Here is an 18287-nt window from a genome sequence, read left to right on the forward strand (position 1 = left end):
CTATTGGGCAACGCGACGAAAGGAACTGGCATGCGCATCGCCTCTGATCTGGCACAGGCCATCGGAAATACACCCCTGATCCGCCTGAATAAGGCGTCTGAACTGACGGGCTGTGAAATCCTTGGCAAAGCTGAATTTATGAATCCCGGCCAGTCGGTCAAGGATCGCGCCGCGCTGTTTATTATCCGCGACGCAGTGGCCAAAGGGTTGCTGAAACCCGGCGGTACAATTGTCGAAGGCACCGCGGGCAATACAGGCATCGGTTTGGCGCTGGTCGGGGCCTCGATGGGTTTCAAAACTGTTATCGTAATTCCTGAAACCCAAAGTCAGGAAAAAAAGGACATGTTGCGCCTTGCCGGTGCAAAGCTGATCCAAGTGCCTGCGGCCCCTTATGCCAATCCCAACAACTATGTACGCTATTCCGGTCGATTGGCGGAAAAGCTTGCCCAGACAGAAGCAAACGGCGCGATCTGGGCGAATCAATTTGACAATGTCGCCAATCGCCAAGCCCACGTCGAAGGCACTGGCCCCGAAATTTGGGAACAGCTGAATGGCAAGGTCGATGGCTTTGTTTGTGCTGTCGGATCAGGCGGCACGCTGGCAGGCGTGGCCGAAGCCTTGCAGCCCAAAGGCGTGAAAATCGCACTCGCCGATCCCGAAGGCGCGGGTATGTTCAAGATTTACACCGGGCAGGACAACCCGGGGAATTCGATCACCGAAGGCATCGGGCAGGGGCGCATCACGGCCAACCTTGAAGGGTTCACACCTGATTTCAGCTACCGCATTCCCGATGCGGAATCGCTGCCGGTGGTGTTTGATATGCTGTCCGACGAAGGCCTGTGCCTTGGAGGATCGGCAGGGGTCAATGTCGCCGGTGCTATTCGTATGGCGCAGGAAATGGGGCCCGGGCACACGATTGTGACCGTGCTGTGCGACTATGGCACGCGCTATCAGTCCAAACTGTTCAACCCTGAATTCCTGTCTGAAAAAGGTTTACCGACGCCGCCATGGATGACCCGTGCACCGGCCAGCATCCCCGGAGTGTTCGAGGACTCATGACCTATCTCACCCGCTGTGTTTTTGCTTGGGCACTTGCCTTGTGTCTGGTGGTGTCTCCGGTGTGGGCTCAAGGGCTTGGTCCTGACTACACCGAATGGGATCAACTTGCCCAGCGGGTCGAAGCAGACCTGGAGCGCGGTGATGCATCGAATGCGCGGTTGGAAAGCTGGCGCAGCGACGTTGTTGTGTGGCGCGACCGGTTTTTAGCGGCGCAAGGCGACAACGATGTCCGGCTGGGAACCCTTCAGTCGCAACTCAAGACTTTGGGACCAGCCCCGGTTAAAGGGCTGGAAGAGGCGGCCGAAATAAGCAGCAGGCGGGCCGATCTGTTAGAAAAAATCGCACGGTTGTCGACGCCGGGTAAACAAGCTGTCGAAGCATTTACCCATGCGGACGGTATTGTCAGCGAGATTGACCAAACCATTCGCAACCGCCAAGCGGATGCCCTGTTGAAATTAGGGCCTTCGCCGATGAATCCGGCGTATTGGCCATTGGCTATCGCAGATCTCAGCAAGTCACTGGCGCTGTCATTTGAGGAACTTGCGAAAAAATGGGCAGCCCCGAGCATCAGGGAAAATGCGCGCGCTCAGTTGCCGGCCATTATTATGTTGCTGTTTATCGGCTTTATGTTGATTTCCCGCGGTCGAAAATTCGCACTGCGGCTGGCAAATGCGGTGCAGACCAGTTCCCGCAGGGGGCGCCGGGTATTGCGGTTCTTGGTGTCACTGGGGCAGGTTTTTCTGCCATTGGCCGGTGTCTATGCCGCGACCCAAGCCTTTGTCCTATCGGGGCTGGCCGGTCCACGATGGACATTGTTCTTGGAACATATTCCGATTTGGTTTGGGATTCTATTGGGGATTCACTGGCTGTCTCAGCAGGCTTTCCACAACAATGACGAAGTTGCTGTTTTGCAGCTTGCACCGGATGAGCGCGGCAAAGCCCAATGGTTTTGTGATGTACTGGCTGTGTTATATGTGGCGCATAGCGCGCTGGTCGTTCTGACCCAGTTCGACAATTATTCGGTCGAGAGCCTGTCTGTTGCTGAATTTCCGCTGCTGGTTTTGTCGGGCTATTACCTGTTTCGTTTGGGCCGGGTGCGCAATGATGCGGCCATGGCAGGAACTGCGGCTGCACGTGAATTGGACGCCGGAGTCTTTCGCTTGCGTTTGGCCAGATTGCTTGGCCGTGCAGCCATGTTCATCGGTGTGATTGGACCGGTTATGGCGGCCATCGGATACACCAAAGTTGGATATGCAGCCATATACCCCACAATTGCGTCGCTGTCCGTGGTTGGATTGGTGTTTGTCTTTCAGGCCTTTTTTGCAGCAGTCTATGCAACGTTACGAAACCAGGACGAAGACACAGAAGAAGGGCTTTTGCCAGTTTTGGCTGGCGTTGCACTGACCCTTTTGGCCCTGCCGGCACTGGCCTTGATCTGGGGGGCCCGCATGGCGGACCTGACCGAATTATGGTCGCGGTTCCGCGAAGGCTTTTTGCTGGGGGACACCCGGATTTCACCGACCGACTTTATACTGGTCGTGATTATTTTTGTCCTCGGTTACATGCTGACCCGCCTGTTGCAGGGGGCCTTGCGCAGCTCGGTGCTGCCGCGCACCAAAATTGATCAAGGTGGCCGCAACGCGATTGTGTCAGGGGTTGGCTATGTCGGAATTTTCCTGGCTGCCGTCATTTCGGTCACCATTGGCGGGCTTGATCTGTCATCCTTGGCAATTGTTGCCGGTGCCTTGTCTGTTGGTATTGGTTTTGGTTTGCAAAACATCGTATCGAACTTTGTGTCCGGTATCATTTTGCTGATCGAGCGTCCGATCTCGGAAGGGGATTGGATTGAGGTCAACGGAACGCACGGGACGGTGCGCGATATTTCGGTCCGTTCCACGCGGATCGAGACCTTTGACCGCTACGATATGATCGTGCCCAACGCCGATATCGTGTCCGGCGTGGTGTCGAACTACACACGTGGCAATGTTTTGGGACGGGTGATTGTGCCCGTTGGGGTGGCCTATGGCACCGACACCCGCAAGGTCGAAAAAATCTTGATGAACATCGCGCGTGACCATGACATGGTTTTGATGAATCCGGCCCCTTCGGTTGTATTCAAGGCCTTTGGTGCGGATTCGATGGATTTTGAAATCCGGGCCATTTTGCGGGACATCAACCAAGGTCTGAGTGTCCGGACCGAGATCAACCATCAGATTGTCGAACGGTTTGCAGCAGAAGGTATCGAAATTCCATTTGCCCAGCGTGATATTTGGATACGCAATCCAGAAGTCTTGCCGGGTGCCACGCCACCAAAAGATGAAAGCACGACATGACCGAGCCCCTTTACCGCCAAGACGCCTATGCGCGCGAAGCTCAAAGTGTTGTGGTCGGCCATACGGACGAGGGCGGCATCTTGATGGAACCTTCCTTGTTTTATCCGACAGGCGGCGGGCAACCGGGGGACAGTGGTTGGCTGGAATGGGACACACGGCGGTTGTCGATTGCTACATCGGTCAAAGCACAAGACGGCACATCTATTTTGGTGCCAGCGGAGCCTGAAGCATTGCCCCCTAAGGGCGCGCATGTGATGCAGGTGCTGGATTGGGAACGTCGCCACAAACACATGCGGGTTCATACGGCGCTGCATTTGCTCAGCGTTGTTGTGCCGCTGCCAGTGACGGGCGGTGCCGTCGGGGCGGGAACAGGGCGTCTGGATTTCAAAATGCCGGAGCCTCCGCAGGATATTCAGCTGTTGGAAGATTCGCTGAACCGGTTGATAGACCGGGATTTGCAGGTAACCGAAGGCTGGATTTCCGAAGAGGAACTGGATGCCAACCCAAGTTTGGTCAAGACGATGTCGGTACAGCCGCCCCGAGGCAGGGGACGGATCCGCTTGGTGCGGATTGGCACCGGCACCGAGCAGGTGGACTTGCAACCCTGCGGCGGCACGCATGTTGCCCGCACGGGCGAGATTGGCAGCCTTCGCATTGGTAAAGTGCAAAACAAAGGCAAGCAAAACCGGCGTATGAGCATCATTCTGGATTAGAGTAGGGCTGGCAGGCTGAGTGTCGGGCCCGTTTTACGGTGTTAAGCGGCATGCGTCTGCATGCTTGGTTCAGGTGTGTGGATGGGTGACGTGACACACCGGGGTCAAGGTTTCTGGTGAGTTTAAGGGGACTGCAAGGTTCACCAAAACAAAAGACCTTTGTTGCGGCCCCACCTCTTACCTGAATGTGCCCTGATCTATCCACCCATCCGAGCCAAGAATAATAACCGTCTCCCCGCATTTGCGGGGCCCCTCGGCGATTTGTCTTGTCACTGCTGTGCGGATAGATCGTTTCGGGCACAGGCAAGAGGTGGCTCCGAAACAAAGGTCAAGGATCAGGTCTTTTTCAAAGGGACGCCGTAGAGTTCGAGCTTATGCCCTTTGAGCTTATAGCCCAGTTTTTCGGCTATCTTTTCCTGCAAGGCTTCGATGTCCGGATCAACAAACTCAATAACTTCACCGGAATTCATATCTATCAGATGATCGTGATGTTCGCGCTCGGCGTCTTCATAGCGGGCGCGGCCGTCGCCAAAATCAACACGCTCGAGAATCCCCGCTTCTTCAAAGAGTTTGACGGTGCGGTACACTGTGGCAATCGAAATACCGGCGTCGCGGCTGGAAGCGCGGGTATAAAGTTCTTCTACATCCGGGTGATCCTTGGAGGATTCTAGGACTTCGGCAATGGTGCGGCGTTGGCCGGTCATGCGCAGGCCCTTGGCAGTGCAGCGATCTGTGATTGTATCGGTCATGGAATGCGTGGCCTACCTAGAATCTGGTCACCCCTCTTAGAGAATGCCGCGCCTCAGGCCAAGACCGAAGGCGCGGTTTATTGCGTCAGTTATACAGGGGTTGGATGCCCATCTGCATGTGCAACGTGTTGACCGTTGCTTCGTCCAGACCCATCGCTTTGGCCAGACTATCCAGATATTGCGCCTCGGCGGCGGTATCGACACGGATGGTCATCAAAGAAGCGGAATAGACCTGCATCCGCTGCGCTTCGGGCGTGTCAGCAGCCAAGGCAGCGGCGTCAACATGCGCCACAAGCTGGTCTTGGACAAATGCCAGATCCTCGGGGTCTGCATCGGCACCGATTGTGTCCAGAAGCTTGGCTTTTTCAGCGGCATCGATATCGCCGTCGCATTTGGCGGCTTGGATCATCGCACGCAGCATCAGGCCCGCGGCTTCCTCGGCCTCGGGGGCGGTGTCTTTGGTGTTGAAACTGTCGAGTATCCCGCCAAGCCCCTGACCTTGGCTGGCTGCGCCTGCGGCCGCCATCATCCCTGCGAGGCCTGCTCCGCCGCCCATGGACGACAAGATGCCGCCCTGAGACCCATCGCTGCCCCCACCTGTCAGAGCCGACATATCAAAACCGCCTTGCAGTTTTTCCATCATCTCAGCCATCGGATTGGCTGTGCCGCCTGCGCCGCCGCCCAGAGCGCCCATCATTGCGCCAAGACCCCCGTCTTGGAATTTGGACATCATATCTTGCATCGGATTGGCTGCGCCTTCAGGCATTTTACCTGACATCATTTGGCCCATTTGCGCCTGCGCTTCAGAGGCCGGCTCCTTGCCTTTGACCTGTGCACCGCCGCCCAATAGGCCGTTCAGCCCGCCGCCGCCTGCAAGTTTGTCGACACCGCGCGCGGTGGCATATCCGATGGCAACCTTGGCCAGCGTACCCATGAGACCCATTGTTCAATCCTTCCGGTTTTGAATTCCAAACCAGAGTGGCAGATTGTCAGCCCTTTGATAGGGGGAAATTTGGGCAATGTGCGGATATGCCCTTAGGTCCCGCAAAATGTCGCGCGTACGATTTCGGCGGGCTGAGGCGGTGCTTGTAGGTCTTCGCTGCCGGGTTGATCCGCAAAAGGATCGGCCAAAACGCGGTTCAACCGGTGGAACAGTGCGTCGTCGCCAGAGGTGGCTGCGCTGATCATTTGCTCCATTCTGTGGTTGCGCGGAATGAAGGCCGGGTTTGACCCCAACATCACCGTTTCGGGATCGGCTTCAGCTTCGATCCGGTCTTGCCAGCGCGCGCGCCAAGCATCGAAGGCGGGGCGGTCTGCGAATTGATCGCGGGCGGTGTCACGGCTCAGGGCCCGAAAGGTATTGGTGAAATCTGCCTGACCATGGTGCATAAGGTTCAGAAGGTCTCCAATCAGGTCGCTGTCTTCGGGGGCCGGGTTTGAAATGCCGATTTTGGCGGCAAAGCGGGCCAGCCATTTTGCGCGAATAAGATAGGGCATCGCGTTGATTTGATTGGTGAACTGATCAACTGCCGCATCAGTGTCCGGCATCAAGAGCACAAGTGAGGTCGCCAGCTGGGCCATGTTCCAGACAATTATGTCGGCCTGAGCGCTATAGGAATATCGCCCATGGCGGTCGATGGATGAATAGCGCGCTTCGGGGTCAAACCTGTCCATGAAGGCACAGGGGCCATAGTCGATTGTTTCACCGGACAGCGTGCAGTTGTCGGTGTTCATCACGCCGTGGATAAAGCCAAAAGACATCCAATGCGCGATCAGCTCTGCCTGCTGGTCCATGACCATTTGCAACAGATCACCGGGATCTTTGGCATAGGGGTAGTGCCGTGCCACTGTGTATTCATAGAGCCTGCGCAACGAATCCACATCGCGCTGCGCGGCAAAGACTTGAAACGTACCGACGCGAATATGGCTTTGGGCGACGCGGGTCAGGACCGCGCCGGGTAGGGGGCGTTCACGGATGACCTCTTGGCCGGTGCGAACCGCGGCGAGCGCGCGGGTGGTGGGCACACCAAGTGCGTGCATCGCTTCCGAGACCACGTATTCGCGCAAGACCGGTCCAAGCCACGCCCGCCCATCGCCGCGCCGGCTGTAGGGTGTTTGCCCCGAGCCTTTGAGTTGAATGTCACGGCGGATGCCGTTTATATCAACAACCTCGCCCAGCAACACAGCCCGCCCATCGCCCAATTGGGGATTGAAATGGCCGAATTGGTGTCCGGCATAGAGCTGCGCCAGTGGTTCCGCCCCATCAGGAATGCTGTTGCCAGCCAGATACGCCGCCAATTGGGGATCATCCGTACCGGTCAGGCCCAGCTCGGCTGCCAGATCAGCGTTAAAGGCAACCAGTGAAGGGGCCTTAACAGGAATCGGCCGCTGCGCGAGGTGCATCGGCGCAGGCAGGCGTGCATAGGTGTTTTCAAAGGGTATGTTTAAGGTCATGAGGGATAGATAGGTCAGTTTGCGCCATTGGAAAACCGGTTAGGCCTCAAAATTCCTTGTGCCGGTCCGGATCCACGGTCAAGGGGCCTACAGCTCTTTGCTCATCAACACATATTTTTCGCGAAGGGCAAAGCGGGACCGCTTGTAAAGGCGTTGGGTGTCCTCATCTTCGCGGTCAACTTCCAAGTGTAAGGCGCGTACGCCGCCTTCGCCCAAGGCTTTGGAAATATTGACCAAGGTTTCGGTCCCCATACCACGTTTGCGCACGGCTGGACGAATGTATAATTCATCGACAAAGGCATCCATACCGCCAAATTCCAGCGACCAGCCGAAAGTAACAGTGATATAGCCAACAGGCGCTTTTCGCGGACCGATCAACCAGATTGCACCATGCGGAGAACCGGCAAGCAAGGGGGCTATCGCTGCTGTCTGGCCCTCTTGCGTTGTGTTGAACCCACGTTCCAGATGAAATGCTGTCACAAGGGGGAGCAGTTTGGGCATGTCGTCTTCGGTTGCCAAATGGAGGGACTTCATAGCCGGGCCAAACGGTCTGTGAGCAGGGCAAAGAAGCCGTCGGCATCGACATCGCCGATAAAGGTGGCATTGGGCGGGCGGTCAGTGACCCCCCACCAATCGGCAACAGTCATACCGCGGGTCAGGTCAGACTTGGTTTCAATTTCGACGTTGATATGGCGGCCTTTGAACAGGTCGGGCTGGATCAGGTAGGCCGTCACACAGGGATCGTGCAGTGGCGCGCCCTCCGAGCCGTATTTTTCTTTGTCAAACCGTTCGAAGAAATCAGTCATTTGGGCGGCTGCCACTCCGACCGCATTGCCAAGGGCCCGAAAGGCATCGTTGCGCGGTTTGGTGACCAGGGCTTTGTGCGTGACGTCCAGCGGCATGACAGTGATCGGGGCACCACATTTGAAAACAATTTCTGCGGCTTCGGGATCAACATAGATATTGAATTCCGCCGCGGGAGTGATGTTGCCCACCTCAAAGTAAGCTCCGCCCATCAGAACTATTTCCGCAATACGCCCTGCAATATCAGGCGCACGCTGCAAGGCCGTCGCGATGTTGGTCAGTGGTCCGAGCGGGCATAGGGTAACTGTGCCGGCTTCTTCGCTGCGCAATGTGTCAATGATATAGTCAACCGCGTGCTGGTCTTGGATTGGCATGACCGGTTCGGGAAGGGTAGGGCCATCCAAGCCAGATTTGCCGTGAACATGCTCGGCGGTGACCAAGCTATGCGCCAAAGGTCGATCACAACCCTGGTATATCTTCGCGTCCGGTTTGCCAGCCAGTTCACACACCATCCGGGCATTGCGGGTTGTCAGCGCCAGCGGCACATTTCCGGCAACTGTGGTGATTCCAATAACGTCAATGTCCTGCGGGGATGCCAGTGCAAGAAGGATGGCCACAGCATCGTCCTGACCGGGATCCGTATCGATAATGATTTTGCGAGGGATCTGGCTGGACATGGGGCGCTCCTATTGATGAGGGCATGTGGTCGCATGCCGCCGGACAAGGATCAAGCGGGTAAGATGCTTGCACAGCTTGACATTTATAGCCTTTTTTGAATAATTCACGGCGAGGGTCTCATTCACCCATCGGGAGAGTTTCCGTTTAGGGAACTCTCCTAGGTAGTTAAAGCTTTGACATGCAAGCGCAAAAGTCATATTCTAAGATATGATTGTTCGTCTTATTACTTGTAAATATTGTAATCATCGCAACAGGTACGGATCGCCTACCTGTAGCTACTGTTTTCGCCCAACGGCCATTCGGAACAGGTGGTGGGTTTTGCCGTTGATAGGCTGCATCGCCGCCGGAGGGCATTATATCACAACGCTCTAGGTGTTACGCGGAGCAGCTTGCTCCACCCAAAACACAAAATTTTGAGCAATGAGGATGGTTGAGCGGCACAGCGCGCTCGGCTTCCTTTAGGGTTTCGCCCATTTCGAATTCGGGGTCGTAAGGCAAGAGGGTGCAGGCAAGAACGCTTGGCCGCGCTGCGCCCTTGCGTTTTACCACCATGCGAGAGCTGGCGCACATCACGTCGTTGGGTGATTTATTCAATATTCCCCAACACTCTGTCGTGATTTCAGGAACTTCCACGGATTCGTCCATCTCGGGAAACAAGACCGTCTGACCGGCATTCAGGGCGTCTATGGCAAAACCTTCCCGCGCATAGAGGGCAGCAAATCCCGCTCGCGATTCAGAATCACTTTCGTTCCACATTGTTCGACCCGCAACCGCCATGGGAATGCTTTCACTTTGAAGCCACCGCATGCCGACCAGGGTTTTTTCAAACGTACCGGTTCCGCGTTCCTTGTCATGATTTTCGGCTTGATGATGATCAATCGAAATCCGCAATGTCAGTTTGCCCGGAAACTCGGCATTCAGCGCAACCAAGCCTTCTTTGACCCGCTTGCGCATCATGGGCAGCATTGCATTGGTCAAAATCAACACGTCATAGCCCGCGGCCAAAGACACGCGGGCCATGTCGATCATTGCGGGGTTCATAAACGGTTCCCCGCCGGTAAAGGCGATTTCCCGAACGCCCCAGTTTCGATCCTCAAGCTGGTCCAGATATTCACGCACTTCGTCCGCCGTGATATAGACCAAACGGTCATTGTCAGGCGAGCTTTCGATATAGCAATTCGCGCAGGTGATGTTGCACAGCGTGCCCGTATTGAACCACAACGTCTGGGGATCATTCAAAGCGACATGCGCACGTTTTTCACCTTTGGCGGTGATGCCGGGGTGTTCGAACTTGCCAATATTGGCGGCTGCAGTGTCTTTCATGGTCGTCCTATGTCTGGTTTGAAATCCATGTAAGGCGACCAGCCCCTTGTGACCAGTGGATGAATATTTGCCTGACGCCATTGTGATGGATCAATTGGGTGTTAGACATTTAACAAAAGATCGGCTAAACGCAGCGAAGACACTTGCCGTTAGCGCTAACGAAACCCAGAGAGGCCCCGACATGGTATCACGCGTCATCCCAGTCGATAATTTTGACCTTGTGATTTTTGGTGGAACGGGGGACTTGGCCCGCCGCAAAATCTTGCCGGGCTTGTTCCGACGATATTGTGCCGGACAGATCCCGGAAGACGCGCAAATCATTGGTGCAGCCCGGTCTGACGAAGGGGACGAAGGGTTTCGCAAATTGGTCGGCGATGCCGTGCGCGAATTCGGTGGTGGCCGCCATTGCGAAGACGGGACGCTGGAGAACTTTCTCGAACGGGTCAAATACGTTCGCGTCGACGCCATGGGCGATGATGGATGGGAAGAGCTTCAGGGCCGTTTGCGCCTAGGCGTTGTCAAAGCATTCTACTTTTCGGTCGGGCCGAGCCTGTTTGGCGCCTTGGCCGAACGGCTGCGCAGTTTTGGTTTGGCCGATGATGACAGCCGGGTGGTTGTCGAAAAGCCGTTTGGCCATGACTTGGAAACCGCGCGGGCCTTGAACGCCACTCTGGCGCAACATTTCAAAGAAGAGCAGATCTACCGGATCGACCACTATCTTGGAAAAGAGACAGTGCAAAACCTGATGGCTGTGCGCTTTGGCAATATGCTGTTCGAACCGCTGTGGAATTCCCAATACGTCGATCATATTCAAATCACTGTCGCTGAAACCGTCGATGTGGGCGGGCGCGGCGGATATTACGACAAATCCGGTGCGATGCGCGATATGGTGCAAAACCATTTGATGCAATTGCTGTGCCTGATTGCGATGGAACCCCCTGCACGATTTGAACCAGACGCCGTTCGGGATGAAAAGCTTAAGGTGATCCGGGCTTTGGATCCGGTGGATTACCATCATATTGCCCGCGGTCAGTATGCAGCGGATGATGATCAGCCGGGTTACCGTGTTCATGTCGGCGATCCGCGTTCCAAAACCGAGAGCTTTGTTGCGCTCAAGTGCCATATTTCCAACTGGCGTTGGGCCGGCACACCGTTTTATCTGCGTACAGGTAAAAAATTGCGTGGACGTGGCTCGGAAATTGCCGTGGTTTTCAAGGATGCGCCGCATTCGATTTTCGGCGATGAAGCTGGCCGTCACAACAATATTTTGGCCATTCGTTTGCAACCAGACGAAGGCATGACGCTGGGGGTTACCATCAAGGAACCGGGGCCGGGCGGAATGCGTTTGATCGACGTACCGCTGGACATGAGCTTTGCCGAAGCACTGGGGGCAGAGGCCGAAGATGTACCAGACGCTTATGAGAGGTTGATCATGGATGTGATCCGCGGCAACCAGACACTGTTTATGCGCGGCGATGAGGTCGAGGCGGCATGGGCTTGGACCGATCCGATCATCGAAGGGTGGAACCGGCGCGGCGAAGTGCCAAAGCCTTATGATGCCGGATCATCTGGTCCGGAAGATGCCCTGATGTTGATGCATCGCGACGGACGCAAATGGCGGGAGATCAAAGCGTGAGCTATGAATTTATTGAATATCCAGACCGCGATATGCTGGCCATTGATTTGGCCAACCAACTGTCGGACGATCTGGAAGAAGCGTTGCGCCATGATACGCGGGCAGCACTGGCGGTTCCGGGCGGGACGTCACCGGGGCCGGTATTTGACAGCCTGTGTGGGTCTGACATTGACTGGAGCCGTGTAGATATTTTGCTGAGTGACGAGCGGTGGTTGCCCGAAGATCACGAACGATCAAACACGCGGCTTTTGCGGCAGAGGTTGCTGGTGAACCGCGCGGCAGAGGCGCGGATTTTGCCAATGTATGCTCCTAAATCGGAGCCAGAAGAGGCTTTGGCTGAGTTGGAAAGCCTGATTTTGCCGGAATTGCCCTTGGCGGTTTTGTTGCTGGGCATGGGCGAAGACATGCACACGGCATCAATTTTTCCCGGTGCAGACAAGCTGGACGAAGCCTTGTCGCCCAAGGCACCGGTTTTGGTGCCGATGCGCGCACCCGGCGCACCGGAGCCACGGATCACTATTTCGGCCCGTGTGTTGGACGGCGCTTTGCGCAAACATGTTTTGATATTCGGCGGGGCGAAACGCGACGCGCTGGAGAAAGCCAAAGGGTTGCCTGCAACGCAGGCCCCGATTAATGCCGTTTTGAACGGTGCCAAAGTCCATTGGGCGGAGTGAATTTATGTGGATCGATCTGAAAAACCATGCCCGACGCGTTGAGAAACGACGTATCGAAGATTTGTTTTCTGATCCGGACCGGGCGGGAAATTTTAGTGTCTCTGCGCTTGGGATGTTGTTTGATTTCTCCAAGACCCAGCTAGATGCAGAAGTCATGGACACCCTGATCGCGCTGGCTCAAGCCTCTGAAGTGGATGCCCGCCGGGATGCGATGTTTTCTGGCGAAAAAATCAACGAGACCGAAGGTCGGGCGGTGCTGCACACAGCCTTGCGCAATCTTGATGGCGGCGCGGTGAAGGTTGATGGCGAAGATGTCATGCCTGAAGTTTTGGCGACGCTTGACCGGATGGAGGCCTTGGCTGAAGAGATCCGTGCTGGTGATTTCACCGATGTCGTCAACATCGGAATAGGCGGATCAGATCTTGGCCCCGTGATGGGCGTTTTGGCCTTGGCACCGTACCATGACGGGCCGCGCTGTCATTTCGTATCCAATGTGGATGGCGCAGATATTGCAGATACTTTGCGCGGCTGCGATCCGGCGCGCACTTTGTTCATCGTGGCATCAAAAACCTTCTCTACTATTGAAACATTGACCAATGCCCGCACGGCCAAAGCATGGTTGGCAGACAATAATGCGCCGATGGACGGCCGGTTTGTGGCGCTCAGCTCAAACGTTCCTGCGGCTGGGGACTTTGGTATTCCGGCGGACCGTGTGCTTGGCTTCGAAGACTGGGTGGGCGGACGTTATTCGATGTGGGGTCCGATTGGTTTGTCACTGATGATTGCAATCGGTGGACCGGCGTTCCGTGCATTTTTGCGCGGTGGTCAGGCAATGGACCGGCATTTTTGTTCTGCCGAGCTTCATGAAAACCTCCCGGTTTTGCTGGCTTTGGTTGGGATTTGGCACAATCAGGGCATGGGGAATGGCACCCGTGCTGTCCTGCCCTATGACAACCGTTTGATGCGGCTGCCAGCCTATCTGCAACAGCTTGAGATGGAGAGTAACGGTAAAAGTGTTGCGATGGACGGCAGTGATTTGCGGGTGCAATCCGGTCCCGTTGTCTGGGGGGAGCCGGGGACAAATGGCCAGCACGCATTTTATCAACTGATCCACCAAGGCACAGCTGTTGTCCCGTGTGAATTTTTGGTCGCCGCCCAAGGGCATGAGGCTGATTTGACCCATCATCACCAACTGCTGGTTGCCAATTGCCTCGCGCAATCAGAAGCATTGATGCGCGGCCGGAGCTTGGACGAAGCCCGCGCCAAAGTGGCGGACAAGTTCGACCGGGATGAGTTGGAGCGACAGGCCCGCCATCGTGTGTTTCCGGGAAACCGGCCTTCGACAACTTTGATATACGACAAGCTGGACCCTGAAACCTTGGGTAAGATCATTGCGCTCTACGAACATCGCGTGTTTGTGGAAGGCGTGATTTTGGGCGTAAACTCATACGATCAGTGGGGGGTTGAACTTGGCAAAGAGCTGGCGACCGCTCTTGGGCCTTTGGTCACCGGAGAAGTGCCGGTGGACGGCAAAGACGGGTCAACCGCGCAGCTGTTGAAGTTTGTGCATACCCACGCAGGGTAGCGATTTTTCGTCGAAAAATCGATCAGCGATTGTTGATAGGTAAGGCAGGTGCAACGCGCCTGCCTTTTTTATACGTCATCACGGAATGTTAAAACCGGCGGCGGCCAGTTCAAAACCTGCGAACTGAAAGGCAGGCGACACGGTGCAGCCCACCAATGTCCAATCGCCGGTGCTGCGTGCGCATTGCCAATGATGCGTTGGTACAATTAGTTGCGGTCGTTGAGCTGCCTCCAAGTCGGGACCTAGAACATATTCGTGCTTTGGGCCTACACTTGTTTCGCTAAGCGACAGGACCAAAGGGGCCCCCGCATAATAGTGCCAGATCTCAGCGGCATCGACACGGTGCCAATGGCTGGTCTCACTGCCTTTGAGCAAGAAGTAGATGCAGGTTCCGGCAGCACGCTCCCCATCTTTTGCCGGTGCCATCCAAGTTTGCCGATAATGGCCACCTTCGGGATGCGGGGCCAATTTCAAATGCGCAATTATCTCATCAGCTGTCATCGACCGTTCGGTCCTCTCAAGATTGGTTAAGATACTAGGGACACTTTGACACCGTCACTATCCGCTTCGAGCAGGAGGCACAAATGGCGGTAATACAGAAGAATATTCGGCAGATGGCTGAGGATATCGTTGCCCGGGAGGGCGGCTATGTAAACGATCCCGATGATCCGGGCGGCGCGACCAAATATGGTGTCACGATCCACACCATGCGGCGATTGGGGATTGATCTGGACCAGGATGGCCGGGTTACGTCCGAAGATGTCAAACAGTTAACCAAAAACAAAGCGGTTGATATCTTTCTAAATCACTATTTTTTGAAACCCCGTATCGCAGAGCTGCCCGCAGTGCTGCATGCGACGGTCTTTGATATGTATGTGAACGCTGGCGGCAATGCGATCAAAATCTTGCAACGTATGCTGAACCAAATGGGCGAAACTGTTGTTGTTGACGGCGCTCTTGGGCCGCAAACTATTTCTGCCTGTGCAAGCGCGGTGTCGCAAGCCCCGGATCATGTTGTCGACGCCTACGGTATTTCCCGGCGCAACTACTACTTCAGTATTGCTGACCGCCGTCCTGCTAGTCGCAAATATGCCCGAACACGGGCAGGGGGCAAAGGCGGATGGATCAAACGTGCCGAAGAATTCATGTCTGATCGCTACCATCTTTCTGAGGCGCAGTTTGCGGCGCGGGTGTCGACATGGGGGTAATTGAACGCATCTTCGGGATGGTTTTTGGCAGCGGGCGCAATGTTGTTGCTGAAACGGCCGAAGTGTTTCGGGTGAATGCCGAAGCAGAGGCGGCCCGCGGCCACGGTCTGCGCGGCGCGGCGCTAGAGCAGTTTGGGAAGGAGTTCAAAGTGGTCCGGCGTGGCTGGTTTGACAGGCTTATGGACGCACTAAACCGGCTACCGCGCCCTGCGATGGCGCTTGGAACCTTGGGGCTGTTTGTCTCGGCGATGGTTGATCCGGTTTGGTTCGCGGCACGCATGGCCGGGATTGCCTTGGTGCCTGAGCCGCTTTGGTGGTTGCTGGGCGCGATTGTCAGTTTTTATTTTGGAGCGCGCCATCAGGCCAAGGGGCAAGAGTACCGGCGTGATCTGGCAGCTTCGGTTGCTGCAGTGCCGCAGGTACTGGAAACGGTGCGCGATGTTCAGGCGCTGGCGCGAGCCTCCCCAGTGGCCGCAAATACATCGGGCGATCCATTTGATGACAATCCGGCATTGGCCGATTGGAATGCCACCCGCCGGTGACCCGTGCAGGGGCAAAGCGCGACAATGTGAAGTCAGCGGGCTAACATAAGTCATTGGCCCGCCGAATTGATCCGCGTATAAACGCGCCATGATAACAGAGCTTGGCCATTTCACCCTGATCCTCGCCTTTATGGTCGCCATCGTGCAAGCGGTGGTGCCATTGATCGGCGCCCATAAACGTCTGCCCGGCTGGATGGCCGTCGCGGAACCCGCTGCCACCACACAATTTGTGCTGGTGGCAGCTTCATTTGCAGCCCTGACATACGCGTTTGTCGTGTCAGATTTTTCGGTTCAACTGGTTTACCTAAATAGCCATTCTGCCAAACCCATGCTGTACAAAGTCAGCGGCGTTTGGGGGAATCACGAAGGCTCCATGCTGCTATGGGTGTTCATCCTTGCACTCTTTGGTGCCATGGCTGCTTGGTTCGGTGGCAATTTGCCGCCCAGCTTGCGTGCCCGTGTGTTGGGCGTCCAAGCGGCGGTCGGCGTTGCGTTTTACGCCTTTATTTTGTTCACATCGAACCCGTTTTTGCGCCTGGATGTGGTGCCAATGAACGGTCAGGATTTGAACCCGCTGCTACAAGACCCCGGTTTGGCGTTCCACCCGCCGTTTTTGTACCTCGGTTATGTTGGGCTGAGCATCTGCTTCAGTTTTGCCGTTGCGGCGCTGCTGGAGGGCCGTGTTGACGCGGCTTGGGGGCGCTGGGTGCGTCCTTGGACATTGATTTCATGGGTCTTCCTGACCATCGGGATCGCACTTGGATCTTGGTGGGCGTACTATGAGCTTGGCTGGGGTGGTTTTTGGTTCTGGGATCCGGTTGAAAACGCATCCTTTATGCCTTGGCTCTTCGCAGCTGCCTTGCTGCATTCCGCCATTGTCGTTGAAAAACGCGAGTCACTGAAAAGCTGGACCATCTTGTTGGCTATTATGGCATTCAGCTTTTCGCTGATCGGCACATTTATCGTGCGGTCCGGTGTTTTGACCTCTGTCCACGCTTTTGCCACCGATCCCGAACGTGGTGTCTTTATCTTGGGGATCTTAGTGATCTTCACAGGCGGGGCACTGACCTTGTTCGCAGCCCGTGCCAGCACCATGCAAGCCAAGGGTATCTTTGGCATAGTCAGCCGCGAAAGCGCGCTGGTGGCGAATAACATCTTGCTGGCAGTGTCTAGTTTGGTGGTTTTTGTGGGCACTATGTGGCCGTTGGTTGCCGAAATGGCTTTTGATCGCAAATTGTCGGTCGGGGCACCGTTCTTTAACATGGCCTTCACCCCGTTTATGGTCATTCTCGGTTTGATCTTGCCCATCGGTAGTATGCTGTCGTGGAAACGTGGTCGCGCTGAACGGGTCATTAAACAACTTGTGCCCGCCTTTATGCTGGCTGTTGCGCTGGCTGGTCTGGTCTGGGCGATGCAGACGGGAAGATCCATGCTTGGTCCGGTCGGTGTTTTCCTTGGCGCTTGGCTTGTCTCCGGTGCGACGATCGATTTGCTCAACAAAACCGGCAAGAAACGCAACTACGCGCGTCTTTTGCGCCTTCCTCGCGCCGATTGGGGCAAGGCGGTGGCACATGGCGGTCTTGGGATCACCATGCTTGGCATTGCGGGCCTGATGGCATGGGACGAAGAGCGCGTGCTGGTGGCCCAAATTGACGAACCCTTTACGGTTGGCCAATTCGAGTTCATCTTGAAAGGCGTCGAAACCGTGCGCGGACCCAACTATGTGTCCGACATGGCCGAAGTTGCGGTTCTAAAGAACGGGACGGAGTTTTCCCGCGTCTTCCCGGAAAAGCGTAACTATCCAGTCCAGCAGATGCCAACCACCGAAGCGGCCATCGACTATCGCTTTTTGCGCGATATCTATGTGGTCATCGGCGATGCGCAGGCTGACGGTGGCTATGTCATGCGGGTCTACATCAAGCCCTTTGCCAATTGGATTTGGGCCGGTTGTATCTTGATGTCACTGGGCGGGTTGCTGAGCCTGTCTGACCGGCGGTATCGCGTCGCGGCAGGCGCGCGCAAAGCAGCCCCGATTGCAGGAGTTCCAGCAGAATGAAACTGCTTCAATCCTTGATCCTAAGTCTGGTTCTGGCGCTGGGGGTTTCCCCGGCGCTGGCCGTCCAACCTGATGAAATGCTGGCTGATCCAGCGCTCGAACAACGGGCGCGCGACATCTCTGCGGGGCTTCGGTGCCTGGTATGCCAAAACGAAAGCATCGACGAATCCAATGCCTCTTTGGCGCGGGATTTGCGCCTTTTGGTGCGTGAACGCATCATGGCGGGGGACGACAACGATGAGGTCGTTGAATACGTTGTTGCCCGCTACGGAGAGTTTGTTTTATTGCAACCCAGCACAGGCGGCTGGAACTGGCTGCTTTGGGCGACGGGCCCTTTGGGGCTGCTGTTTGCCTTGATCATTGCGGCGCGATACTTGCGCGGCCGATCAGCTACGCCCGCTAAACCTGATGCGGGCCTGAGCGATGACGAACAGGCGCGTCTGGACGAAATTCTCAAAAGCTAACGTTGCGGC

Annotated in this window: 17 protein-coding genes; 10 read left to right on the top strand and 7 right to left on the bottom strand. The window is 55.9% G+C overall.

Annotated elements, in window-relative coordinates; genetic code table 11:
* Window positions 1-30 precede the first annotated feature (30 nt).
* The 3 genes from C8N36_RS00205 to C8N36_RS00215 are packed head-to-tail and all read left to right on the top strand — an operon-like array spanning window position 31 to window position 4105.
* On the top strand, window positions 31-1059 hold the full coding sequence (locus C8N36_RS00205; RefSeq protein WP_097802951.1) for a cysteine synthase A: 1029 nt from the start codon (window positions 31-33) through the stop codon (window positions 1057-1059).
* Window positions 1056-3392: a DUF3772 domain-containing protein gene (locus C8N36_RS00210; protein ID WP_170125756.1), complete on the top strand. Its 2337-nt coding sequence runs from the start codon at window positions 1056-1058 to the stop codon at window positions 3390-3392. Before C8N36_RS00205 ends, C8N36_RS00210 begins: the two co-directional genes overlap by 4 nt.
* Complete coding sequence (locus tag C8N36_RS00215; RefSeq protein ID WP_097802949.1) at window positions 3389-4105, top strand: alanyl-tRNA editing protein; 717 nt, start codon at window positions 3389-3391, stop codon at window positions 4103-4105. The genes C8N36_RS00210 and C8N36_RS00215 overlap by 4 nt, the downstream gene beginning before the upstream one ends.
* Before the next feature lie 335 nt (window positions 4106-4440).
* Here the strand turns inward: C8N36_RS00215 and C8N36_RS00220 are convergent, their stop codons facing one another.
* The 6 genes from C8N36_RS00220 to C8N36_RS00245 all read right to left on the bottom strand — a co-directional run bounded on the left by C8N36_RS00220 (window position 4441) and on the right by C8N36_RS00245 (window position 10113).
* Entirely contained in the window at window positions 4441-4854 is a 414-nt protein-coding gene (locus C8N36_RS00220) for a Fur family transcriptional regulator (protein WP_097802948.1), read from the bottom strand.
* 85 nt (window positions 4855-4939) lie between these two features.
* Window positions 4940-5797: a DUF533 domain-containing protein gene (locus C8N36_RS00225; protein WP_097802947.1), complete on the bottom strand. Its 858-nt coding sequence runs from the start codon at window positions 5795-5797 to the stop codon at window positions 4940-4942.
* 92 nt (window positions 5798-5889) lie between these two features.
* The gene (locus C8N36_RS00230; protein WP_097802946.1) at window positions 5890-7308 is read right to left on the bottom strand and encodes a protein adenylyltransferase SelO; all 1419 of its coding nucleotides are present in this window, start codon (window positions 7306-7308) and stop codon (window positions 5890-5892) included.
* Between the two features lie 87 nt (window positions 7309-7395).
* Window positions 7396-7842, bottom strand: a complete 447-nt coding sequence (locus C8N36_RS00235) for a GNAT family N-acetyltransferase (protein ID WP_097802945.1) — start codon at window positions 7840-7842, stop codon at window positions 7396-7398.
* Entirely contained in the window at window positions 7839-8789 is a 951-nt protein-coding gene (locus tag C8N36_RS00240; RefSeq protein WP_097802944.1) for a nucleoside hydrolase, read from the bottom strand. The genes C8N36_RS00235 and C8N36_RS00240 overlap by 4 nt, the downstream gene beginning before the upstream one ends.
* A gap of 376 nt (window positions 8790-9165) precedes the next feature.
* Window positions 9166-10113, bottom strand: a complete 948-nt coding sequence (locus C8N36_RS00245) for a radical SAM protein (protein WP_097802943.1) — start codon at window positions 10111-10113, stop codon at window positions 9166-9168.
* A 181-nt stretch (window positions 10114-10294) separates the two neighbouring features.
* Here C8N36_RS00245 and zwf point away from each other — a divergent pair, with 181 nt between their 5' ends.
* From zwf to pgi, 3 genes are read left to right on the top strand one after another with little or no spacing between them, the layout of a single operon-like run.
* Window positions 10295-11749 carry a glucose-6-phosphate dehydrogenase gene (gene zwf / locus C8N36_RS00250; RefSeq protein ID WP_097803020.1) on the top strand — a complete coding sequence of 485 codons (1455 nt, stop codon included), beginning with the start codon at window positions 10295-10297 and terminating at the stop codon, window positions 11747-11749.
* Complete coding sequence (gene pgl / locus C8N36_RS00255; protein WP_245910684.1) at window positions 11746-12423, top strand: 6-phosphogluconolactonase; 678 nt, start codon at window positions 11746-11748, stop codon at window positions 12421-12423. Before zwf ends, pgl begins: the two co-directional genes overlap by 4 nt.
* Before the next feature lie 4 nt (window positions 12424-12427).
* The gene (gene pgi, locus C8N36_RS00260) at window positions 12428-14008 is read left to right on the top strand and encodes a glucose-6-phosphate isomerase (RefSeq protein WP_097802941.1); all 1581 of its coding nucleotides are present in this window, start codon (window positions 12428-12430) and stop codon (window positions 14006-14008) included.
* Window positions 14009-14086: 78 nt separating this feature from the next.
* Here the strand turns inward: pgi and C8N36_RS00265 are convergent, their stop codons facing one another.
* A complete protein-coding gene (locus C8N36_RS00265) occupies window positions 14087-14509 on the bottom strand; it encodes a cupin domain-containing protein (RefSeq protein ID WP_097802940.1) in 423 nt (140 codons plus the stop codon).
* A gap of 83 nt (window positions 14510-14592) precedes the next feature.
* On the opposite strand from C8N36_RS00265, the gene C8N36_RS00270 reads away from it, so the two are divergent.
* The 4 genes from C8N36_RS00270 (at window position 14593) to C8N36_RS00285 (ending at window position 18278) form a co-directional block, all read left to right on the top strand.
* A complete protein-coding gene (locus C8N36_RS00270; RefSeq protein WP_245910685.1) occupies window positions 14593-15216 on the top strand; it encodes a holin-associated N-acetylmuramidase in 624 nt (207 codons plus the stop codon).
* The gene (locus C8N36_RS00275) at window positions 15207-15758 is read left to right on the top strand and encodes a holin family protein (protein ID WP_097802938.1); all 552 of its coding nucleotides are present in this window, start codon (window positions 15207-15209) and stop codon (window positions 15756-15758) included. Before C8N36_RS00270 ends, C8N36_RS00275 begins: the two co-directional genes overlap by 10 nt.
* Before the next feature lie 88 nt (window positions 15759-15846).
* Entirely contained in the window at window positions 15847-17814 is a 1968-nt protein-coding gene (locus C8N36_RS00280; protein WP_097802937.1) for a heme lyase CcmF/NrfE family subunit, read from the top strand.
* Window positions 17811-18278, top strand: coding sequence for a cytochrome c-type biogenesis protein (locus tag C8N36_RS00285; protein WP_097802936.1), 468 nt, complete (start codon window positions 17811-17813; stop codon window positions 18276-18278). The genes C8N36_RS00280 and C8N36_RS00285 overlap by 4 nt, the downstream gene beginning before the upstream one ends.
* Window positions 18279-18287 lie beyond the last annotated feature (9 nt).

Source organism: Pelagimonas varians, from assembly GCF_003208435.1.
GTDB classification, from domain to species: Bacteria; Pseudomonadota; Alphaproteobacteria; order Rhodobacterales; family Rhodobacteraceae; genus Pelagimonas; species Pelagimonas varians.

Excerpts from the sequence above, each read along its gene's own strand:
- C8N36_RS00205 (WP_097802951.1), top strand. The coding sequence starts at position 31 with ATGCGCATCGCCTCTGATCTGGCACAGGCCATCGGAAATACACCCCTG.
- C8N36_RS00210 (WP_170125756.1), top strand. The coding sequence starts at position 1,056 with ATGACCTATCTCACCCGCTGTGTTTTTGCTTGGGCACTTGCCTTGTGT.
- C8N36_RS00215 (WP_097802949.1), top strand. The coding sequence starts at position 3,389 with ATGACCGAGCCCCTTTACCGCCAAGACGCCTATGCGCGCGAAGCTCAA.
- C8N36_RS00220 (WP_097802948.1), bottom strand. The coding sequence starts at position 4,854 with ATGACCGATACAATCACAGATCGCTGCACTGCCAAGGGCCTGCGCATG.
- C8N36_RS00225 (WP_097802947.1), bottom strand. The coding sequence starts at position 5,797 with ATGGGTCTCATGGGTACGCTGGCCAAGGTTGCCATCGGATATGCCACC.
- C8N36_RS00230 (WP_097802946.1), bottom strand. The coding sequence starts at position 7,308 with ATGACCTTAAACATACCCTTTGAAAACACCTATGCACGCCTGCCTGCG.
- C8N36_RS00235 (WP_097802945.1), bottom strand. The coding sequence starts at position 7,842 with ATGAAGTCCCTCCATTTGGCAACCGAAGACGACATGCCCAAACTGCTC.
- C8N36_RS00240 (WP_097802944.1), bottom strand. The coding sequence starts at position 8,789 with ATGTCCAGCCAGATCCCTCGCAAAATCATTATCGATACGGATCCCGGT.
- C8N36_RS00245 (WP_097802943.1), bottom strand. The coding sequence starts at position 10,113 with ATGAAAGACACTGCAGCCGCCAATATTGGCAAGTTCGAACACCCCGGC.
- zwf (WP_097803020.1), top strand. The coding sequence starts at position 10,295 with ATGGTATCACGCGTCATCCCAGTCGATAATTTTGACCTTGTGATTTTT.
- pgi (WP_097802941.1), top strand. The coding sequence starts at position 12,428 with ATGTGGATCGATCTGAAAAACCATGCCCGACGCGTTGAGAAACGACGT.
- C8N36_RS00265 (WP_097802940.1), bottom strand. The coding sequence starts at position 14,509 with ATGACAGCTGATGAGATAATTGCGCATTTGAAATTGGCCCCGCATCCC.
- C8N36_RS00270 (WP_245910685.1), top strand. The coding sequence starts at position 14,593 with ATGGCGGTAATACAGAAGAATATTCGGCAGATGGCTGAGGATATCGTT.
- C8N36_RS00275 (WP_097802938.1), top strand. The coding sequence starts at position 15,207 with ATGGGGGTAATTGAACGCATCTTCGGGATGGTTTTTGGCAGCGGGCGC.
- C8N36_RS00280 (WP_097802937.1), top strand. The coding sequence starts at position 15,847 with ATGATAACAGAGCTTGGCCATTTCACCCTGATCCTCGCCTTTATGGTC.
- C8N36_RS00285 (WP_097802936.1), top strand. The coding sequence starts at position 17,811 with ATGAAACTGCTTCAATCCTTGATCCTAAGTCTGGTTCTGGCGCTGGGG.